This window comes from Bacillus sanguinis, from assembly GCF_018332475.1.
GTDB lineage: Bacteria > Bacillota > Bacilli > Bacillales > Bacillaceae_G > Bacillus_A > Bacillus_A sanguinis.
In genome coordinates, this window is the sequence record NZ_BOQB01000123.1 from 13,334 (window position 1) to 34,525 (window position 21,192).

The following is a 21,192-nucleotide window of genomic DNA, read 5'->3' on the forward strand; positions in this document are numbered from 1 at the left end:
TTGGAGTGAACACAGTGAAGCTTGATGAATTCTTTGTCACAGGTGACCCGATTATTTACGGTGCAGACGCTTCTATCGTTCTTGTGACATTAGCAATCATTTTCGTACTAACAAAGTATAAAAAATGGAAATGGCTTTGGGACGAATGGTTAACAACTGTTGACCATAAAAAGATTGGGGCCATGTATATTATTTCTGCGGTTATCATGTTATTCCGTGGTGGTATGGACGGTTTAATGATCCGTGCACAGTTAACATTCCCAGAAACAACTTATTTAAATGCTGAACACTATAACGGAATCTTTACTACACACGGTACAGTAATGATTCTTTTCATGGCAATGCCATTCGTTATGGGATTAATGAACCTTGTAGTACCATTACAAATTGGTGCTCGTGACGTTGCATATCCGTTCTTAAATGCTTTAAGTTTCTGGTTATTCTTTGTCGGAGCAATGTTATTCAACATCGCTTTCGTAATTGGTGGTTCTCCAGACGCTGGGTGGACTTCTTACTTCCCAATGGCAGGTACAGAGTTTACTTCTGGTGTAGGAAATAACTACTACGCAATTGCATTACAGATTTCAGGTCTCGGTACGCTAATGACCGGTATTAACTTCCTAGTTACTATCTTAAAAATGCGTACACCTGGTATGACTTTAATGAGAATGCCAATGTTTACTTGGTCAATCTTAATTACAACAGTCATCATCATTTTCGCTTTCCCAGTATTAACAGTTGCTCTTGCATTAATGACATTTGACCGTCTATTCGATGCTCACTTCTTTACGATGGCGAGCGGCGGTATGCCAATGTTATGGGCCAACCTATTCTGGGTATGGGGTCACCCTGAAGTATATATCGTTATTTTACCGGCATTCGGTATTTTCTCTGAAATCATTAGTACATTCTCACGTAAGCGTCTATTCGGTTACAGTGCGATGGTATACTCAATGGTTGCAATTTCTTTACTAAGTTTCGTCGTATGGCTTCACCACTTCTTCACGATGGGTGCAGGTCCAGCGGTTAACTCATTCTTCTCGATTTCGACAATGGCGATTTCGATTCCAACCGGGGTTAAGATCTTTAACTGGTTGTTTACACTGTATAAAGGACGTATTCGTTTTACAGTTCCAATGCTTTGGTCATTGGCATTTATTCCGAACTTCGTAGTCGGTGGGGTTACAGGGGTTATGCTTGGAATGGCAGCAGCTGATTATCAGTACCATAACAGCTACTTCCTAATCGCTCACTTCCACTACGTATTAATCGCAGGTACAGTATTCGCTATGCTTGCTGGATTCACATTCTGGTATCCAAAAATGACTGGTCATATGTTAAATGAACGCCTAGGTAAATGGACATTCTGGATCTTTATGAGCGGATTCAACATCTGTTTCTTCCCAATGTACTTCTTAGGTTTAGACGGTATGACTCGTCGTATGTACACTTACTCTGAAAGTCTTGGATGGGGATGGCTAAACCAAATCGCATCTGTTGGTGCGGTAATGATGGGTATCGGCTTCCTAATTCTTTGCTACAACGTAATTTGGAGTGCACGTCACGGTGAACGTGACACAACTGGAGATCCATGGGATGGCCGTACACTTGAATGGGCTACTCAATCTCCTGTACAACATTACAACTTCGCAAAACTTCCTGAAATTAAAGAAGCTGATGCTTTCTGGTTCATGAAAAAACGCGGAGAAACAGTTATACCAGCAGCAGAAGATATCAAACCAATTCACATGCCAAGTAACTCTGGTGTGCCTATTATTGCGTCTGGATTCTTCGGTCTTGCAGGTTTCGCATTAGTATTTAGCTGGTTCTGGCTTGCAGCAATCGGTGGTATTGGTATTTTAGCTTGCTTAATCTATCGTTCATTCGATTATGATGATGGCTACTACGTAAGCGTTGATGAAATTAAAGAAACAGAACATATAGCATGAGAGGTGAAATGATATGGCGGCTTTAGATAAAAGCTTACCTTTGGAATATCAATCCGAGCAAAGCAGATTGAACATCCTAGGATTCTGGATTTTTCTTGGGGCTGAAATTATGCTGTTCGCAACACTTTTCGCCTCTTATCTAGTACTTGCTGGTCGTACGGCAGATGGCCCAACTCCAGCGCAACTGTTTGAACTTAAAACGCTTTTAATTCAAACATTACTACTTTTAACAAGTAGTTTCACATGTGGTATCGTAATTCACGAAATGCGTAAGAACAACCAAAAAGCAATGCTTGGATGGTTCATCCTTACATTACTTTTAGGTGCAGGTTTCTTATTCTTTGAAATTGAAGAATTCATTTTATACATTGGTGAAGGTGCAACGCTTCAAACAAGTGCTTTCCTATCTGCATTCTTCGTTCTTCTTGGAACACATGGTGCCCACGTAACAGGTGGTATCATTTGGGCAATTTGTGTTATTATCCAAATTTTAAAGCGAGGTTTAACACCAGTTACAGCTCGTAAAGTATTTATTATCAGCTTATACTGGCATTTCCTTGATCTTGTTTGGGTCTTTATTTACACACTAGTTTACTTGAACGGGATGGTGGCGTAAATGGGTCAAAATAACAATCAAGCAAACGGGCATGCGCATAGCGGATTCCCATGGTCACACGTTTTCGGATTTATTTTATCGCTTGCACTAACGTTCCTAGCTTTATACGTGGCACTTTACACAAACTTGCCACTTTCAACGATATTAACGTCCATTATCGCAATGGCTGTTGCGCAAGCGTTGTTACAATTAATTATGTTCATGCATTTAAAAGAAGGAGAAGGAAGAGTTCAAGTCCTTACAATGATATACAGTTTCTTCGTTGCAACTGCAACAGTTGGTTTAACTGTATGGATCTTCTTCTCAATGTAATGTACATGAAAAAGGCTGCTGAGGAATCTCAGCAGTCTTTTTTTATCCCCTCCCCTATTACATCCACTTTACGGAATTAACAACAGAATCATGAAAAATATACTTATTATGACAAATGTTAAGAAAACTCTTTCTTTATGAAATCGAATCCATATGCGTTGCTTTTCTACCTATTATATGGCTAAATAAGTACTATATTTATATGAAGGGAGAGAACGCAATGGAACATCACACTTCTGTTCTATCACTTATGGTTGTCGTTGCAATCGCGTTTTTCGTTCCCCTTTTGTTACAACGCTTTAAATTAAAAGCACTTCCTGTCGTTGTTGCAGAAATCATCGCAGGAATCTTTGTAGGTAAAAGTGGGTTTAATATTATTGAGCCAGATATGTGGCTTCAAGTCTTATCGACACTAGGATTTATCTTCTTAATGTTCTTAAGCGGTTTAGAAATTGATTTTTCTATCTTTAAACAAAAAGGGAAAAAGAATACGACAAACGAACCAAACACATTCCAAGCAGCAAGCATTATCTTCTTATTTATTTTCATCTTATCTTATGCCCTATCATTACTATTCGTATGGCTAGGATTTGTAGATAATGCAATGTTTATGACTTTAATTATTTCAACTATTTCTTTAGGTGTTGTTGTACCAACATTAAAAGAAAATAACTTAGGAAAAACGGCAATTGGACAAATCATTTTATTAGTCGCTGTTATTGCAGATTTAGTTACAATGATTTTACTTGCTGTATTCGTCGGATTAAATTCCGAAAGCGGCCAAAGTATGTGGCTCCTTCTTCTTCTATTCGGCGCTGGTATTGTTATTTACTTCGTTGCAAAACGCTTTAAAAACATTCCATACTTAGATAGCTTAAAAGCTGGTAGTGTACAAATTGATACACGAGCTGTTTTTGCACTCATCTTAATATTAGTTGGGTTATCTGAATCTGTTGGAGCTGAAAATATTTTAGGTGCCTTCTTAGCAGGTGTACTTGTATCGTTATTATCACCAAATGAAGATATGGTTGAAAAGCTTGATTCCATCGGCTACGGTTTCTTCATTCCTATTTTCTTCGTGATGGTTGGCGTAAACTTAGAGGTTTGGTCTATTTTTAAAGAACCTTCTAGTATGCTAATGATCCCAATTTTAATTGTAGGACTCTTTATCTCAAAACTGTTACCATCACTCGTTTTACGCAAATGGTATCCACGGAATATCGTACTAGGAAGTGCCATCTTATTAACATCGACACTTTCTTTAGTTATTGCAGCTGCACAAATTGGTGAAAAACTAGGAATCATCAGTCCAAGTTTATCTGCTTCCCTTATTTTAAGCGCAGTTATTACTTGTATTTTTGCACCTATATTATTTAAAAAGATGTTCCCGAAAATAGAAACACCAAAACCAAAAGTTTCTATTATTGGTGCGAGCAGAATTACCCTTCCGTTATCACTTGATTTAAAACGAGAAGATTATGACGTAACACTTTATATGATGCGTCAAAATAAAATAAATGATGAGGAAGCGACATCACATGACTTCCCTATCGTAAAATTAGATGACATCACGATCGCATCATTAACTGAACAAACAGCATTTAACGCGGACCGCGTTGTTGTTGCAACAAGCGATGATGAACAAAACTTATTATTAGCAGAACACGCAAAAGAACTAGGCGTTGAACATGTTATTGCAAGTGTAGAAGATCCTCTCCTACAAGAAAAAGCAACGCAAGAACATATCGCTGTATTCTCAACAATTAACTCTACACGTATTCTATTACGTGCACTTATTGATAAACCAAGTCTCGTTCGCTTAATTACAACAGCAAACGAAACAGTCCGTGAAGTTAAACTACAAAGCAATAAATATAACGGCGTGGCACTTCGCCGCCTCCCGTTTTTAGGCGATGTACTAGTCATTCAAATTTATCGCGGGAATAAAGCATTAATTCCGCATGGTGATACGAGACTACAGCACGGCGATACATTACTTGTAACAGGTTCAAGAGAACATATCGATACACTAAAAAGCATATTAGAATAGAAAATGCCCCTCACATAATTGAGGGGCATTTTTTCCATTTCATATGGTAAAATGTTACTATCACATATTATGAGGATGGATTACATTATGTCTATTGTAACTTTAGCTCTTTTATTATTAGCGGAAATACTCATTGCCATTATTCTCATCGGTGTTAGCATTGAAATTTGCAGTTACGGATGGAAAAAATCGAATGGAATAAAATACTCTTGCCTCTTACTTTCACTCCTTCTCGGAACAGCTAGCATACTCGGACTTTTCGCCGCACCTGCCTATTTCTTTATACAATTAACAGAAAACGCTTTATAAGAAAGGATGTTAATATGATTACCGTGAAAAATATTGAGGGATCTGAAACTTACGTATTACGTCAAAAAATTTTACGCCCGAATCAAACATTAGCAGATTGTAAATACTCTTCCGATTATGAAACAGACACCTTTCACTTAGGCGCATTTATAAACGAGGAACTGATTAGTATCGCTTCTTTCTCAAAAGAAATATATCCTGACTTACCAACGGGTATTCATTATCGGCTACGAGGAATGGCAACATTACCTGAATTTCGAAACAACCGTGCTGGAAGCTCCTTAATTCAGCAGGCGGTACAAATCCTGCAAGAGCGTCAAGCAAATATATTATGGTGTAATGGCCGAATTACTGTAGCTGACTATTACAAACGCTTAGGCTTCCAGGAACATGGTGAAATCTTTGAAATTGAACCGATTGGCCTTCATAAAGTACTATATAAAAGAATATAAGAAAAGCTTTCCGCAATATGGGAAAGCTTTTCTTATACTTCAATCTCCACTTTTTATTCTTTTCATATATATGTATATAAACAAACTAGGAACTAAAAAACAAGCAAACATAATAAGTCCTGTTATACTAATTTCTTTTATCGAAATATCTGGTGTTACAACGATACAAATAGTTAAAATCCCAATAACAATACCTACAGGAATTAATAATAGTTTCATGAAATACCTGTGTGATACTCCCCCTGTATGCTCATACACTTCCACCGAATTTTTTAAGTTTAAAAAATTAATAACTATTATCCCGCACATAAATACCATTAATAAATCTGAAACACTTTCATACCCTGCATCTTGCAAAACGTAGCGATAAAAAACAATACCTAGTATGACGATATTTTGTAAGATGAAAACAAGTTTAATATGTTTTAGCCCCTCAATCATTAAACGTTCATCTTTCACAATCCTCATCCCCTCACTCCTCTTCCTCCCAAAATAAATCATTCAATGTTTTATCTACCGCATAACAAATTTTTAAACATAAATCTAAAGACGGATTGTATTTCCCCTTCTCAATTAAACTAATCGTTTGCCTTGTAACGCCTACTTTTTCTGCTAATTGTTGCTGTGTTAAATCTAACTGAACACGCGCGACTTTTATTTTACTTACAGCCATTCATGTTCCTCCTCTACCCTTATTGTAACATATATATTCCATTAAGTAATTTATATTTTTCCTAATTGACTATAATTTCACTTTATCCCGCTATTTATAAGCAGGAACACCCCTACTTCAATATTCGGCTAGAGCAAAGTAGTTAGGCGGGAAATTAACTGCCCCCACTGATTATAGTTTCACTTTATTATACACAAAAAAGGAGCCTCTCATAAGAAGCTCCCTCTCCTATATCTATATTATAAGAATAAATGACATCCAAATAAAATTGTAAATAAGTATAGTAATGGATGTACTTCCATCCCTTTCCCTTTCACAATTTTTAAGACTGGATACACTAAAAATCCAATTGCAATTCCATTCGCAATACTAGACGTTAACGGAATACCAATGAAAATTAAAAACGCTGGTAATGCATCTTCAAATTCATTCCAATTAATATCACGAAGACTTTGTGCCATTAAACTACCTACAATAATTAATGAAGGAGCTGTAATAGCAGCTACACTTGATAAAGAAGCAATTACAGGGCTGAAGAATGCCGTTATAATCGTTAGACCGACAACGACAATACCTGTTAATCCTGTTTTACCACCTGCCGCAATACCAGCTGACGATTCAATCGTCGCTGCTGTTGGGCTTGTTCCAAAGATAGAGCCTGTAGTCCCGCCAATTGCATCTGCAATAAACGCTTTACCAAAACGTTTCTCTGTATTATCTGTAATTAAACCTGCTTGTTTAATTAAACCGAGTAGTGCACCTGTTGTATCAAATAACAGTACAAGTAAAAATGAAAATACAACACCATATAATCCGTATTCAATTACATCTGAAAAGGCATTGATTGGGTTTGAAACGATAATCCCTTCGGGTAAATGAGGCATCGCAACAATTTTATCCGTAAACTTCAGTTGCCCTGTAAAGAAGGCGATAACTCCTGTCACAATCATACTAATAAATAATGCACCGCTCACACGTAATGCCATTAATACCGCCGCTAATATTAAACCAATTAAAGTTAAAATAACGGCTGGAGAATGAAAATCACCAATCGTAACTAAATTAGATGGATGATCAACGATAATTCCAGAAAGGCGTAATCCAATAAAAGCAATAAATAGTCCAATTCCACCTGCAATTGCATGCTTTAAACTATCAGGAATTGCTAAAATTAACTTCTGCCTAAACGAAGTAAAAGATAATAAAAGAAAAATAATCCCTGTTACAAATACCGCTGAAAAGGCTATTACATACGTAATTCCTTCTGCCTTCTGTACAACAGAATACGCAAAATATGCGTTCATTCCCATAGCTGGAGCAATAACAATCGGATAATTAGCGAAAATCGCCATACCTACTGTTCCAACAACTGTTGCAATAATTGTTGCTGTAAACGCTTGGTCAAATGGTACACCTGCATCAGATAATATTTTCGGATTGATGACAAGAATATACGCAAATGTAAAAAAAGTTGTGATGCCAGCTAAAAGCTCTTGCTTCACAGAAGTGTTATATTTTTGTAATTGAAACATGGTTATGTACCCTTCCTACACCTGAATTATTATCACATATTCTTTTCTTACTAGTATGTGAGAAAATATAATACTTAATCTTAACAATCAATAAAAAGAAGAGTCAATATATTCGCTAATAGTTCGAATTTTAAGTTTAAGTCTGACAAGTACAGATGTAGTACAGTTTATCATGATTATTTTTGTAGCATAACAGATAGAAATGTTTTATAATTTGAAATAGTTAAATATTTAGTAAACGCATTCAAATATCGTTCACTCTACAAGGGGGATTCTTCTTATGCAGCACACAAACAAATCTGGAACTTTAAACCGCGGGTTAAAAGAACGACATATTACTTTAATGTCACTCGGTTCAGCTATTGGCGTTGGACTATTTCTAGGATCCGCTTCTGCTATTAAGCTAGCTGGCCCTTCTATTCTACTAGGCTATATGATTGCTGGACTCGTTATTTTTTTCATTATGCGAGCACTCGGGGAAATGGCAATTGAACAACCTGTTGCCGGTTCTTTTAGTAAATATGCTTATGATTACCTTGGACCACTAGCTGGCTATATTACCGGTTGGAACTACTGGTTCTTATGGGTTGTTACTTGTATGGCTGAAATTACAGCAGCTGGCATTTACATGCAATACTGGTTCCCAGATATCCCGCGCTGGACTTGGGCTTTACTCGCTCTATTATTAATGAGTGCTTTCAACTTTTTATCCGTAAAAGTATTTGGAGAACTTGAATTTTGGTTTGCTCTCATCAAAATTGTCACAATTATCTGTATGATAATTGTTGGAGCTGGTATTATTTTATTCGGATTTGGAAACGGCGGTATCGCTACCGGAATTTCCAATCTTTGGTCACATGGCGGCTGGTTCCCGAATGGTTTTTCTGGGTTATTACTCTCCATGCAAATGGTGTTATTCGCTTATTTAGGCGTTGAATTAATTGGGGTTACAGCGGGTGAAGCACAAAATCCGAAAAAAACACTCGCAAAAGCTATCGATAACGTATTTTGGAGAATATTACTGTTCTACGTTGGGGCTCTATTCGTTATGATGGCAATTTATCCATGGAACGAACTTGGTGAGAAAGGTAGTCCATTCGTATTAACATTCCAGCAAATCGGTATTGCAAAAGCGGCAGGGATTATTAACTTTGTCGTATTAACAGCAGCTCTTTCTTCTTGTAACGGTGGTTTATTTAGTACAGGCCGTATGCTGTATACATTAGCTCAGCAGAAAAAAGCTCCTGAAAGATTCGGTCGTTTAAATAAAAACGGGATTCCAAGTCAAGGAATTGTAGCAACAGCTACCGTCTTACTCGTTGGTGTTATATTAAACTATCTTGTGCCCGCAAAAGTATTTACATGGCTCACTAGTATTTCAACTTTCGGAGCAATTTGGACTTGGGGGATTATATTAGTCGCTCAAATTAAATTCCGTAAAGGATTATCAACTGAGAAAAAAGACAAGCTAACGTATAAAATGCCTTTACATCCATTAAGCTCTTACTTCTCACTTGGCTTCCTTGCACTTGTACTATGTATAATGGCGTATTCAGAAGATACACGAATTGCATTAATCGTTGGCCCAATTTGGCTTATTGGCTTAGCTATCGTGTATTATATGAAAGGATTTCATAAGATTGATGAAACACCTAATTCAAAGATTAGTTAAACAAGCTATCCCTTCCTTATTAATTGGAAGGGATTTTTTATTGTCTATATAAATATTTCTCAACAAAATTCACGGTATTTTTACAATTTTTTAATATTTTTTACGTTTTCTGTCTTTATTTTTTCAGAAAAATAAATTACATTATTAAAGCACATATATTTATTATTAGGGGGATTCTTCTATGAAGAATAAAAAATGGATTACATTTTCTTTAGTAACAGCAATTACACTAAGTATAGGGGCTTCGTTCATACCGTCTACTTATGCAGAAAGCTCTTTAGACCCAGCTCCTGAAATTGCTGCAAAGGTTGTAAATCAAAACAATGGGAAGAAAGTATTATTTGATAATACGCACGGTCAAACTGCAGGGACAGCTGACTGGGTTATTGATGGCGGCTTTTCTGATTTCGGAAACGGCATTGCCCAAAATGGATATCATGTAAAAGAACTTCGTAAATCAACACCTATTACATACGACGACTTAAAAAATTACAACGTGTTTATCGTTCCAGAGGCAAATATTCCTTACAAAAAATCTGAACAAGATGCAATGTTACAATATGTGAAAAATGGCGGAAGTATCTTTTTTATCGCTGACCATTATAATGCAGATCGTAATAAAAATCGCTGGGACTCTTCTGAAGTATTTAATGGATATAGACGCGGTGCATGGGATAATCCTGCAAAAGGAATGTCTGCTGAGGAAGTAAATTCACAAGCTATGCAAGGAGTAGAAAGCTCTGATTGGCTATCTGACAACTTCGGTATTCGCTTCCGCTACAATGCGATCGGTGATGTTGCAGCTAAAAATATTGTGTCACCTGAACAATCATTCGGAATTACAAAAGGTGTTTCGTCTGTAGCAATGCATGCTGGTTCTACTCTAGCAATTACAAATCCAAAACTAGCAAAAGGACTTGTTTATCTTCCAGAAAACCCGTCAAAATGGAATAACGCTGTTGATAGCGGTGTTTATAACGGCGGTGGTGTTGCAGAGGGACCTTATGCCGCTATCGCTAAAGTAGGACTTGGAAAAGCTGCCTTTATCGGTGACTCTTCTCCTGTTGAAGATGCATCGCCAAAATACGTTCGTGAAGATTCTGGCCAAACAAAGAAAACTTACGATGGATATAAAGAAGAAAACGATGCTATCTTACTAGAAAACATCGTAAATTGGCTATCAAATAAAGAAACATTCACAAGTTTAGATCAAGTAAATGGTTTACAACTTGATTTACCTACCGCTTTACAATCATTTGAACAACCAAGCTTATCAACTGAGCCACAACCTGAACCTTGGAGTGCGCCAAATGCAGGTTATCAATGGTTTAATACAAATACTTTCAAACCAGGTTCATACGGTTATAACGGTGCCGTAACAGCAAATGACTACGTAGTTACACACCCTAGCATTCTACCAAACAATGAAGTGTTCCAAATGAAAATTCAAGTAAATAACTTATTACCAAACACGACATACAATAATTATTCTTTAGGTATATTCACTACTGGCGGTACACAAGTAGCAAAAGTTCAAAATACAAATGGTACTTGGCCATCTACTTTCGGATATAGTAGTGCATTTTCTTTCACAACAAACAGCTTAGGTTCTGCTGAGAAGATTGTAAATGTGCAAATCAACCCAAATACGACTGGACAAGCAACACTTCGTCTACGCCAAAATACAACAGCGAAATATAGTGAGACTGTAACGATTAATAAGAAATAATAAAAAAGGCAATCCGGATATGGATTGCCTTCTTTCTACTTCTCTTCTTTTGAGAAAAACATCCTTGAAATAACGATACCTATACTACCTACTATTAAGAATAACACTGCCCTAATCATCATCGATACTTCTGGTAAGTCCAAAAGGAATAGCTTCCCTATCGTTACGACTAACACGACTAAGCCAGCATACAATATTTCATTCATATTTTTATTCCGCCCAAGCCAAACAGCAAATAATGCATATACCATCCATAATAAGGATACAGATACGCTTATTATACTTCCATCTGTGGACAAAACTTCACCGATTCTAGTAATTGTAATAAATACAATCACCATAAACCAATAGAGTACTATAGAATACACATACTTGCCAAAGCTTGCTAATACTTCTTTCGCTTGTCTCATGCAATAATAGAATGTTCCTATTAAAATAAGATGAGCAACAAAGCCTGCTGAAATAAATTGATCAAATGGGCTAAAAATAGTCTGTATCATTCCAATTGCGTAAACCGTCGCACTAACATACAATTTTATTTGTTGTTTTCCTTTAATAGCAGTCACCATGCCGAGGAAACCTTGTAATAATAGTACAATCGCTGCATTCACTAAACTATACTCATATAAAATCGCTAAACTAAATGCCCCCATTGCGAAACCAAATAAAAGATTTGTAAACGTAGAATGTCGATTCTTCCTATATTCAAACGCGAACATAGTAGCGTGTACGAGTGCACTTATCATTAATCCCCATGTTGTAAATTCGGGTATTTTTGAAATGGCTAATATAAAGAAAACTGCATTCGCACTAAATATTGCCAAGCGTGGTTCTACTATAAAATTTCTCTCCGTAAACATATGCCAAAATAATAGTAAGTGAATTAAACCATAAACTAATGTTAACTGTACTTGTAAATCCTCTACTAACATTGACATAACAGCAAAGAAGACAAAAAGAACAATAGCAGCAACAGCATAAGAAATCATATATAAATACTGATAACGATTTTTCAGCGCATACCATAATAAGCTAATTGTTAGTATCGTCTCATATCCAAAGAAAATATACGGATTAGGAGTCGTACTATTTAATAAGAATGGAACGAAGAAAGCTCCTACCGCTACGAAAATAGTAAGATATTCCGATTGATACCTCTTCGCTACATAAATACCTAAAATGACCCATGCAATATTACACACAAATGCAACACTTGCTGGAATAAAGCCATATAAATAATGTGCCGCGAACGTCGTTAAAACTATACCCGTAATACTTCCTCCTGCTAATACTAACCCTAACGCTTGCCGCTCTCGTTTAGTTTGAATATCCCCTATATAATAAAAACCGATTGATAGGACAATACCAAACACAATTCGTATTGCTGGCGTTAATAATCCAGCATCTACCCCTGCTTTAAATAACCAGATTACTCCAAGTAACATAATACCGACAAATATGCGTGGTAACCACGTTTGGCAAAACTGAATAATATTAAATGGTTCTGGTTTAAAAGCAGATATATCTACTTGTTTTACCTCTCGTTCTTGCATGGGCTCTTTTATTGTAACTACTTCTTCTTTTGGTTTTTCTTCCGTTACCGTTTCAATATATTCTTTCTTTTCCTTACTAACATGTTGCTGAGCATTTTCTACTTCTATTTCTTTTTGTTTTGCTTTCAATTCAAAGAGTGCTTCTTGCATCGTTTCAATTGCCGTTTCGAGCGCTTCTATTTTCTTATTTAAATCTTCCTTCATACGCTCCCCCCTCACCATTCATTCAAAACCTATATATTACCAATTAACTTTATCATACTATTAGTCTATTCATTTTCAATACCATTTTTCCAAAAAAGAAAGGTGCTTTCCAAAATAGGAAAACACCTCTTACTTATTTCTTCTTATTGAAAACACTACTCATGATAACGCCAATACAAGCACCTATAATAGCTGGAACAATCCATCCTACACCTTCTGTATAAAACGGAATGTATTTCAACACTGATGTCCACTGATTCATCATTACATTTTTATTAAAAATATCGATTGCACTAAATACTGCTACAATCCCAATAGTTATTGCATATACATATGCATACTTTCCAATATACTTATGGAATAACCCTAAAATAATAAGCGTTAATGCAACTGGATAAATAAATCCAAGAATCGGTACTGATACTTTTAAAATTTGTGTTAATCCCAGATTAGCTAAAATCATACTAACAAAACTTAATATAAATGCCCAAACTTTATACGCTACTTTCGGAAATACACTTGCGAAAAATTGACTACACGATGTAACAAGTCCAATTGAAACACATAAACATGCGATCGTAAAAATAAGACCTAATAAAACGACTCCACCTTGTCCAAATAACGTCGTCATCACTTGTGCTAATACGTTCGCCCCATTATTAAATGTACCTAAAGAACCGCTAATTGAACCAACATATCCAAGTATGACATAAATAATAGATAATAATAGTCCTGCTCCAATTCCAGCAATACTCATATATTTCGCTAAACCTTTATCATCTTCAATACCTTTTGCCCGAAGAGCATTTGCAATAACAATCCCAAAAATTAAAGCTGCTAATGCATCCATCGTTAAATACCCATCTAAAAATCCTTGAAACATCGGAGCTTGTCCATAGTTTCCGGCAGCCTCTTTCACACTACCTACTGATGTAAACATACTCTTTATAAAGATAAGGGCAATCATACCTAATAATAACGGTGTTAAAACTTTTCCGAACAACCCCATTAATTTAGACGGTGATAAACTTAACCAGTACACAATACTAAAGAAAATAACCGTGTAACATAATAAAACTACGCTTCCCGCTTCTGGGAAGAACTGACCTGGCCCCATCTCAAAAGCTAAACTTCCTGCACGTGGTATACCAAGTCCTGGTCCAATAAATACATACACGATACATGGAAAAATAATGGCGAATGAAGAATGAACCCTACCCGCTAACATTTGAAAGCTTCCTGCTTTCGCAATCGCAATAACTCCCAATATAGGAAGACCTGTTGCTGATATAATAAACCCTACTAATGAAATCCACACATGTTCTCCTGCTTCATACCCAAGGAAAGGTGGGAATATAAGATTCCCCGCTCCAAAGAACATCGAGAATAACATAAGGCTAATCAGTAAAATTTCTTTTTTCTGTAACAATTTCATTTCTTTCTCCTTCTTTAATTTCATCTTTTATGAAATCAATTTCACATATAAAAAAGTGCAATAAACCGCTTCCTTACAAAGAAAACATAGTCCATAGTCTAACATAAAAGAAACACCCATTCTATAGCTATATCTCTTTTCCAATTTCTTCTGAAAAATCAACCTTTATTGACTTATAATAGTTAATAAGGTAAAATATTAAATGTACAAAATTATTAACTTTGTTTTTGTTTGTGTCAGGAGGAAAATAACATGGAATCAGCGATACAACTAGAAAGAGAACAACAAAGAAAAAAGAAACATCCTCCAGGTTTATACTTACTCTTCTTTACAGAAATGTGGGAAAGATTTAGTTACTATGGATTACGAGGATTATTAACATTATATTTAACGACAGCTTTAGTAAGCGGTGGTCTTGGGTTTAGTCCCGCATGGGCACTTTCCATTTACGGATTTTACACTGGAGCCTGTTATTTCACACCAATGATTGGTGGATACTTAACAGACCGGTTCCTAGGTAGACGAAAAGCCATCACAATTGGTGGTATAACAATGGCAATCGGTAACCTTACACTATTCGCCATGCAAAACCAAGTCGGCCTATACCTCGGATTAGCGCTTATTATTATCGGTAATGGATTCTTCAAACCGAATATCTCTACACTTGTTGGAGAATTATACGAAGAGAACGATCCAAAACGTGATAGTGCATTTACCATTTTCTATATGGGTATTAACGTCGGGTCATTTTTAGCTCCACTCGTTTGCGGATTTTTATCAGAAAATTTATTCAAAACAACGGTTGATGGCGTTGTACATTACGGATTCCGTTACGGTTTCTTAGCCGCTTCAATTGGAATGATCATTGGACAAATTTTATTTACAACATTATCAAATCGCTTCCTTGGTGATATCGGTAAAAAACCAACTCGCGATTTGCAAACAACAGATGGACAACCGTCAGTAGGAGATACACCGTTAACAAAAAAAGAAAAACAACGTACCGCAGTTATCGTCATTTTAACATGCTTCGTTGTCTTCTTCTGGGCTGGCTTTGAACAAGCTGGTAGTTCATTAACATTATATACAAACAAATTTGTAGACCGCTCTGTGTTCGGATGGGAAGTTCCAACATCTTGGTTCCAGTCGGTCAATCCATTATTTATTATTTTACTTGCTCCAGTTATTTCAGCATTATGGGCAAAACTTGCAACTCGCAAGCGCGGGGATTTAAAAATCCCAACAAAAATGGGACTTGGTATGATCTTGCTCGGTATCGGTTATATCATTCTCGTTATCGCTACATTAAAAACAGGTAGTGATGAACATAACATTACAGAAAAAGCAAACTTACTATTTATCGTCTTTACGTATCTTTTCCATACGTTAGGTGAGCTATTCTTATCACCTGTTGGACTATCAATGGTTAGTGCACTTGCACCAGTAAAACTTGCTTCTTTATTAATGGGAGTATGGTTAGCAAGCTCAGGAATCGCTAACATTTTAGGCGGACAACTTGCAAGCTTCACAACTTCACTTGGATATGCTGAAGTATTTACCGTAATCGGAGCTGTAGCAATTGTATTAGGTTGTGTTTTATTACTAATTTCTAAGAAATTAGTGAAATGGATGGATTAAAAAAAGATGAGGGATTTCCCTCATCTTTTTTTATTTCTTCGCCTTCGTTCCTACTAAATCACCAGCAACAACGTAACGCTTAGAATTATCCTTCACAGATACACATGTAATAAGCGTTATTTCATCTTTCCCATGATCCTCAACAACTTCCCACTTATCAGGAGTTACTTCAGATACATCAGTAACCGCATATTCATATTCGTTTTCATTATCATACAAATAAATTTTGTCGCCTTTTTTTAAAGAGGCTACATCACTAAATAAAACACCTTTTTTAGACATATTATGTCCTGCTAATGCATAATTTCCTTTTCCCATTACTTGATTTTCTTTTACTGTTGCTGCACCTGATAATAGGTTTTTCTCAGTAGAAGATTTTAAAACAGGAAGTTCTAATGAAACACTCGGGATCGAAATACGACCAATTACTTGTTTCTTATCTAATGATGCGTTCGCTACTTCTGCTAAGTCTGGCTGATCAATTTTCGAAGCATCTACAAATTCCGTCTCATGTTTTTCATAATCCATTTTTTGAACAGCCTGTACATTTTCAGTCTGTTTCTTTTCAGCCTGATATCCATCATAAAATGGCTTTCCGATTAATACACCACCTACAACAAATAGGAGGATTGCTACTATACTATAAATTCTTTGCTTATTCATATACAATTCCTTTCCCTTACAAAATCTTACTCTATATAAAATGATAAGATAATATTGCTGTATGTACAAGTATAAGCTGAAAAGAAACCTTCTTGCCGATGCAAGAAGGTTTCTTTTTAAGCAATTTTATTTCGATATAAGGACACATGAAAAATCGTCATCTGAATAAAGAAAATACTAAATGCAATATATATCGGATATGCAGGAACATATAGATTAACAATCGGAGAAAGAGTTAAAAAACCAACCGCACAAGGTAACACGTACCATAGTGACATAAATGTAGTACGACAAGCCTTTTCTGTAATTGCCTTTTCCCTCTCGTCTTCTTGAGGAAATAATAGTGGAAACATCCAATACGAGAGCTCTTTATATTTTTTCTTTTGAACTTTATAAAGAACAGTCGATACAATACCAAATATTAAAAGCAATCCTAGTGGCATTAAACTCACCGAAACTTCAAATGGTACCCTCTTCGTTTGAATAAAATTAGCAACTTCAATAGTAAAATAATACAACTCAATAAATGCCCAACCTGCTAATACCATTAAAAGTACATTCAACATATAGGAAAATACAAGTCTATTCATCCTCTTTTCCCTCCTTATTTAAAACAAACACATCTTCCATCTTTAATTGAAATACATCACAAATCATAAGGGCTAATAACAAAGAAGGAACATAATCCCCTTTTTCAATTGCAGCGATTGTTTGTCTCGTCACTCCAACCTTTTCTGCTAATACACTTTGCGAAAAATTAAACCGAGCTCTTAATTCCTTTACTCTGTTTAAAATGGTCAAATTTACCACCTCTTAATTTTATTGTATGCTACCCTTAACAAAATGTAAACTCAACTTAACATTATTTTCACAAAAAAATCCAACTTTACAATATGTAAAGTTGGATTTTGTGTTAGTTTAAAATTGTAAGCTTAACATTTTTTCTGCCCCACTTACTAGACGAAGCTTTATCTGGCATTAAAACATCGATTTTGTGACCTTTAATCGCGCCACCAGTATCTGCTGCAATTGCTTCTCCGTATCCTTCAACATATACACGAGAACCTAATGGAATAACAGATGGGTCCACCGCAATTAATTTCATTCCTGGGTTTGCAGTTAAATTATAGCCTCCCCATGCAGAGTATACTTGTTGACCTGGTCCATAACCATTTTCAGCTGGGTCTGCTGTATATGCTGTTGCATGTACATAAATTTCTTTTCCGCCAGCAGTTGGCTTAGAAGGTTGTGCAGGTTCTACATTTGAATTATTATTTTTAGCTTGAGCTGGCTTACTAGCTTGCTCTTGCTCTTTCTTTTGCTTTTGCTGTTCAGCAACTTCTGCCTGCGCCTTAGCTAATGCTTCTCGCTCAGCCTTTGCAGCTGCTTCTGCTTTTGCACGCTCTTCTGCTGCAATTCTTGCTGCTTCTTGCTCACGAGCGATTGTTTCTTGTACTGCCTTCATATTTGATTCGATTTTAGCTTTTTCTTCTGCTGCTAAATTAAGTTGGCTTGCAACCTGATTATATTTAGCTTGAACTGTTTGTAAGTTAGCTTGACGCTTTTTCAAGTTATCTTGCAACTCAGCTTGTGCTTTTGCTAATCTTTGTTTGTCTACTACTAAAGATGCTTCTTTTTCATCAATTGTTTTCTTATCCTCTTCAATTTGACGAAGATCTTGTTCTTGTAGACGTAAAATTTCTTTATCAGCCTCTAAAATAGTAGAAACTGCATTCATACGTTGTAAGAAATCTGCAAAGTTTTTTGACTCTACTACAACTTCTACTACTAAACTTGTATTTGAACTATTTTGAACAGAAACCATACGTTTTCTCATAATATCCTTACGAGCAAGGACTTTATCCTCTAAAACGACAATTTCGTTCTTTTTTTGCTCAATCTGCTTATGTGTTTCATCGATTTTACGTTGAATAGCAGCTTGATCCTCTTTATTTTTTGCAATTGTATTATTTAAATTATGTAGTTCGTTTTCGATACCTTGAATTTCTTTACTAACAGCTTGCTTCTCTTGCTCTTTCTTTTGCATTTCTGCATCGTTTTGCTGCAATTGCTGTTGCATGTTGTTAAGTTTCTCGTCGTTTGACTCTGCTTTTACAGCGACTGTACTAGAAAGACCGATAATTCCTGCTAATACTAGACTACTGATTCGCTTAAAATAGTTCATAATCCGACTCCCTTCTTATACAGTTATACATGATTTATTTTACAGTTTGTTTACAATACCATTAAATACAGTTTATTTTTCATGACGAAAAAAAGGGAATTATGAATAAAATGTAATAGATTCTTAAATATTTAACAATTCCTATATTTAAAAATTATAAAAGATGCTAAAATCCAAATATAGAGAAAATATAACTTCTAAAGGCGGTTGAAATAAATATATGTTTACTCAAAAGAAATCACTCCAACATAAAATTGATCAATTAGAAAGTCGTATACAAGAACTAGAAGCAGAATTAAAACAAAAGGATATCGAACAACAAGAGACTATTTCTTCTATCCACGATCGTGTACACAGCGTTGTTCAAGAACATAAACTTGTAAATAACCAGCACAATACACTCCAAAATTTAGTTCAGCAATTAAGCTCATGTTTCGAAAATGTTTCAACGCGTACAACACATTCCAATGAATTAAACAGTGAAATGTTACAAAAAGAACATAGCTTAATTCAGTCTATTGAAGAAATTATTGACTGCTCTAATGAAGGAAAAGAATCTGTTCACCGTTTACTTATTGTAATTAATAAATTAGGTGAACAATCTCAGCGCACGTCTAATAGTATGAATCACTTAAGTGAACGCTCAAAAGAGATCGAGCAAATTGTAGAAGTCATTCAAAACATTGCAGCACAAACAAATTTACTTGCTTTAAATGCGAGTATTGAAGCTGCGCGTGCTGGAGAACACGGTAAAGGATTCGCTGTCGTTGCCAATGAAGTAAGAAAACTAGCTGAAAGCACAGCCGAAAGTACAAAAAATATCGGAAACTTAACGAAAAAAATTCAAGAAGAAATTGAAAAAGCATACGAGAATACAAAAGATAATTTACATTTAGTCGATGAAGGTGTAGAAATGAGTGCCGATACAAACGCTAGAATTGAAAATATTTTAATAATGATTCAAACGTTACAAAATGGTGCTACAAATGTTATTAAAGCTATCGAAAACCAAAAATCTTGTAATGATGATATATTACGTGAATTCGCTAATACACAACAAATGTTCCAAAAGTTAAATACTACTATTATGAATCACATTCATGATGCTGAGAAAGTCGATATTCAATTAACGAAAAGTCTTGAAGAAACAGTAGTTTCTCATTAATAATAAAAATCCCTTATACTGTTATAAGGGATTTTTATTATATTCCGAATATTTATTTCTTCTCAATATTCATCCGTATCTTTGTTATAATGGACAAGTTGTTTCTTTATACTAATTAACAAGGAGGATGTTATGGAACAATTTTACTACATTTTAAAATATTTAATTCTTGGCCTGTTCCAAGGACTAACAGAACCAATTCCGATTTCTTCAAGTGGTCACCTCGTTTTAGCACAGCATTTGCTAGGACTAAAAATAGAAGGATTTAGCTTCGAACTACTTGTTAATTCAGCTTCATTATTAGCTGTATTACTTATTTATAGAAATGATTTAATTCGTCTAACTAAGAATGGTCTATCTTATATATTTACAAGAGCAGAAGACGCAAAATCAGATTTCTTCTTTATTATTTACCTTGTGATTGCAACCATTCCAGCAGGTGTTATTGGTGTTTTATTTAAAGATTACATCGACCAGTACTTAAAAGGTGTGAAAATGGTGGGGATTTCCCTTCTTATTACCGCTGTCGGCCTTTGGATCATTAGAAACTTGCGTGGACGTAAAAATGATGGTGATCTTTCTATGAAAGATGCAATCATTGTCGGATTAGCACAAGCTTGCGCACTAATTCCTGGAATAAGCCGCTCAGGTGCAACAATTGTAGCAGCGATGTTACTTGGTATGAAGCAAGAAACAGCACTTCGTTTCTCATTCTTACTATATATCCCTGTTAGCTTAGGTGGCTTATTACTAAGTATTACAGACATTGCAAAAGATCCAAATCTAGACACATTATTCATACCATATATCGTTGCTTTTATCGCAACATTTATCATGACGTATATTTCTTTAAAATGGTTTATGAACATTATGGCAAAAGGAAATTTAAAATATTTCTCTTTCTATTGTATTATCGTAGGTGTACTTACTCTTATTTTCTTATAAGATTCAACTAATAATGAGTTTTGTTCATTCTCACTCATTATTAGTCCTTACAAATTGATAGCGAGTCATTCTATTACACTAGAATGACTCGCTTTTTTATATTTTTATAA

Annotated in this window: 20 protein-coding genes; 11 read left to right on the forward strand and 9 right to left on the reverse strand. The window is 35.5% G+C overall.

All coding sequences use genetic code 11. The features are described from left to right. Window positions 1–14 precede the first annotated feature (14 nt). The 6 genes from qoxB (at window position 15) to KI369_RS14820 (ending at window position 5,688) form a co-directional block, all read left to right on the forward strand. Entirely contained in the window at window positions 15–1,949 is a 1,935-nt protein-coding gene (gene qoxB, locus KI369_RS14795) for a cytochrome aa3 quinol oxidase subunit I (RefSeq protein WP_000762381.1), read from the forward strand. Between the two features lie 13 nt (window positions 1,950–1,962). Continuing rightward, the gene (gene qoxC, locus KI369_RS14800) at window positions 1,963–2,565 is read left to right on the forward strand and encodes a cytochrome aa3 quinol oxidase subunit III (protein WP_151635783.1); all 603 of its coding nucleotides are present in this window, start codon (window positions 1,963–1,965) and stop codon (window positions 2,563–2,565) included. Next, complete coding sequence (qoxD, locus tag KI369_RS14805; protein ID WP_088028559.1) at window positions 2,566–2,877, forward strand: cytochrome aa3 quinol oxidase subunit IV; 312 nt, start codon at window positions 2,566–2,568, stop codon at window positions 2,875–2,877. Window positions 2,878–3,097: 220 nt separating this feature from the next. Further along, window positions 3,098–4,927: a monovalent cation:proton antiporter family protein gene (locus KI369_RS14810; protein ID WP_212956473.1), complete on the forward strand. Its 1,830-nt coding sequence runs from the start codon at window positions 3,098–3,100 to the stop codon at window positions 4,925–4,927. 51 nt (window positions 4,928–4,978) lie between these two features. Beyond that, a complete protein-coding gene (locus tag KI369_RS14815) occupies window positions 4,979–5,236 on the forward strand; it encodes a DUF4022 family protein (protein WP_212956474.1) in 258 nt (85 codons plus the stop codon). A gap of 14 nt (window positions 5,237–5,250) precedes the next feature. After that, entirely contained in the window at window positions 5,251–5,688 is a 438-nt protein-coding gene (locus KI369_RS14820; RefSeq protein WP_212956475.1) for a GNAT family N-acetyltransferase, read from the forward strand. Window positions 5,689–5,727: 39 nt separating this feature from the next. Here KI369_RS14820 and KI369_RS14825 read toward each other — a convergent pair whose 3' ends face one another. The 3 genes from KI369_RS14825 to KI369_RS14835 form a co-directional block, all read right to left on the reverse strand. Next, entirely contained in the window at window positions 5,728–6,156 is a 429-nt protein-coding gene (locus KI369_RS14825; RefSeq protein ID WP_212956476.1) for a hypothetical protein, read from the reverse strand. A 4-nt stretch (window positions 6,157–6,160) separates the two neighbouring features. After that, on the reverse strand, window positions 6,161–6,361 hold the full coding sequence (locus KI369_RS14830; RefSeq protein ID WP_000301181.1) for a helix-turn-helix transcriptional regulator: 201 nt from the start codon (window positions 6,359–6,361) through the stop codon (window positions 6,161–6,163). Between the two features lie 239 nt (window positions 6,362–6,600). Then, window positions 6,601–7,893: an NCS2 family permease gene (locus KI369_RS14835; RefSeq protein ID WP_212956477.1), complete on the reverse strand. Its 1,293-nt coding sequence runs from the start codon at window positions 7,891–7,893 to the stop codon at window positions 6,601–6,603. A gap of 280 nt (window positions 7,894–8,173) precedes the next feature. Between KI369_RS14835 and KI369_RS14840 the strand changes: the two genes are divergently transcribed. Both KI369_RS14840 and KI369_RS14845 read left to right on the forward strand, forming a co-directional pair. After that, on the forward strand, window positions 8,174–9,565 hold the full coding sequence (locus KI369_RS14840; protein ID WP_212956478.1) for an amino acid permease: 1,392 nt from the start codon (window positions 8,174–8,176) through the stop codon (window positions 9,563–9,565). Between the two features lie 181 nt (window positions 9,566–9,746). Continuing rightward, entirely contained in the window at window positions 9,747–11,294 is a 1,548-nt protein-coding gene (locus KI369_RS14845) for a DNA-binding protein (protein WP_212956479.1), read from the forward strand. 35 nt (window positions 11,295–11,329) lie between these two features. Here KI369_RS14845 and KI369_RS14850 read toward each other — a convergent pair whose 3' ends face one another. After that, window positions 11,330–13,051 carry a DUF2339 domain-containing protein gene (locus KI369_RS14850; protein ID WP_212956480.1) on the reverse strand — a complete coding sequence of 574 codons (1,722 nt, stop codon included), beginning with the start codon at window positions 13,049–13,051 and terminating at the stop codon, window positions 11,330–11,332. Between the two features lie 133 nt (window positions 13,052–13,184). Next, window positions 13,185–14,486 carry a branched-chain amino acid transport system II carrier protein BrnQ1 gene (gene brnQ1, locus KI369_RS14855; protein ID WP_212956481.1) on the reverse strand — a complete coding sequence of 434 codons (1,302 nt, stop codon included), beginning with the start codon at window positions 14,484–14,486 and terminating at the stop codon, window positions 13,185–13,187. A gap of 252 nt (window positions 14,487–14,738) precedes the next feature. Here brnQ1 and KI369_RS14860 point away from each other — a divergent pair, with 252 nt between their 5' ends. Further along, window positions 14,739–16,124, forward strand: coding sequence for a peptide MFS transporter (locus tag KI369_RS14860; RefSeq protein WP_000443151.1), 1,386 nt, complete (start codon window positions 14,739–14,741; stop codon window positions 16,122–16,124). A gap of 30 nt (window positions 16,125–16,154) precedes the next feature. Here the strand turns inward: KI369_RS14860 and KI369_RS14865 are convergent, their stop codons facing one another. From KI369_RS14865 to KI369_RS14880, 4 genes are all read right to left on the reverse strand, one after another. After that, the gene (locus tag KI369_RS14865; protein ID WP_212956482.1) at window positions 16,155–16,787 is read right to left on the reverse strand and encodes a class A sortase; all 633 of its coding nucleotides are present in this window, start codon (window positions 16,785–16,787) and stop codon (window positions 16,155–16,157) included. A 116-nt stretch (window positions 16,788–16,903) separates the two neighbouring features. Then, window positions 16,904–17,377 (reverse strand): hypothetical protein, encoded by a 474-nt coding sequence (locus KI369_RS14870; protein ID WP_001081114.1) that lies wholly within the window; start codon window positions 17,375–17,377, stop codon window positions 16,904–16,906. Next, window positions 17,370–17,588, reverse strand: a complete 219-nt coding sequence (locus tag KI369_RS14875; RefSeq protein WP_000154008.1) for a helix-turn-helix transcriptional regulator — start codon at window positions 17,586–17,588, stop codon at window positions 17,370–17,372. The genes KI369_RS14870 and KI369_RS14875 overlap by 8 nt, the downstream gene beginning before the upstream one ends. A gap of 112 nt (window positions 17,589–17,700) precedes the next feature. Then, window positions 17,701–18,972 carry a 3D domain-containing protein gene (locus KI369_RS14880; protein ID WP_212956483.1) on the reverse strand — a complete coding sequence of 424 codons (1,272 nt, stop codon included), beginning with the start codon at window positions 18,970–18,972 and terminating at the stop codon, window positions 17,701–17,703. Between the two features lie 484 nt (window positions 18,973–19,456). Here KI369_RS14880 and KI369_RS14885 point away from each other — a divergent pair, with 484 nt between their 5' ends. Beyond that, window positions 19,457–20,137 (forward strand): methyl-accepting chemotaxis protein, encoded by a 681-nt coding sequence (locus KI369_RS14885; protein ID WP_438800505.1) that lies wholly within the window; start codon window positions 19,457–19,459, stop codon window positions 20,135–20,137. Between the two features lie 132 nt (window positions 20,138–20,269). Further along, entirely contained in the window at window positions 20,270–21,082 is an 813-nt protein-coding gene (locus tag KI369_RS14890; RefSeq protein ID WP_212956485.1) for an undecaprenyl-diphosphate phosphatase, read from the forward strand. Window positions 21,083–21,192: the final 110 nt, after the last annotated feature.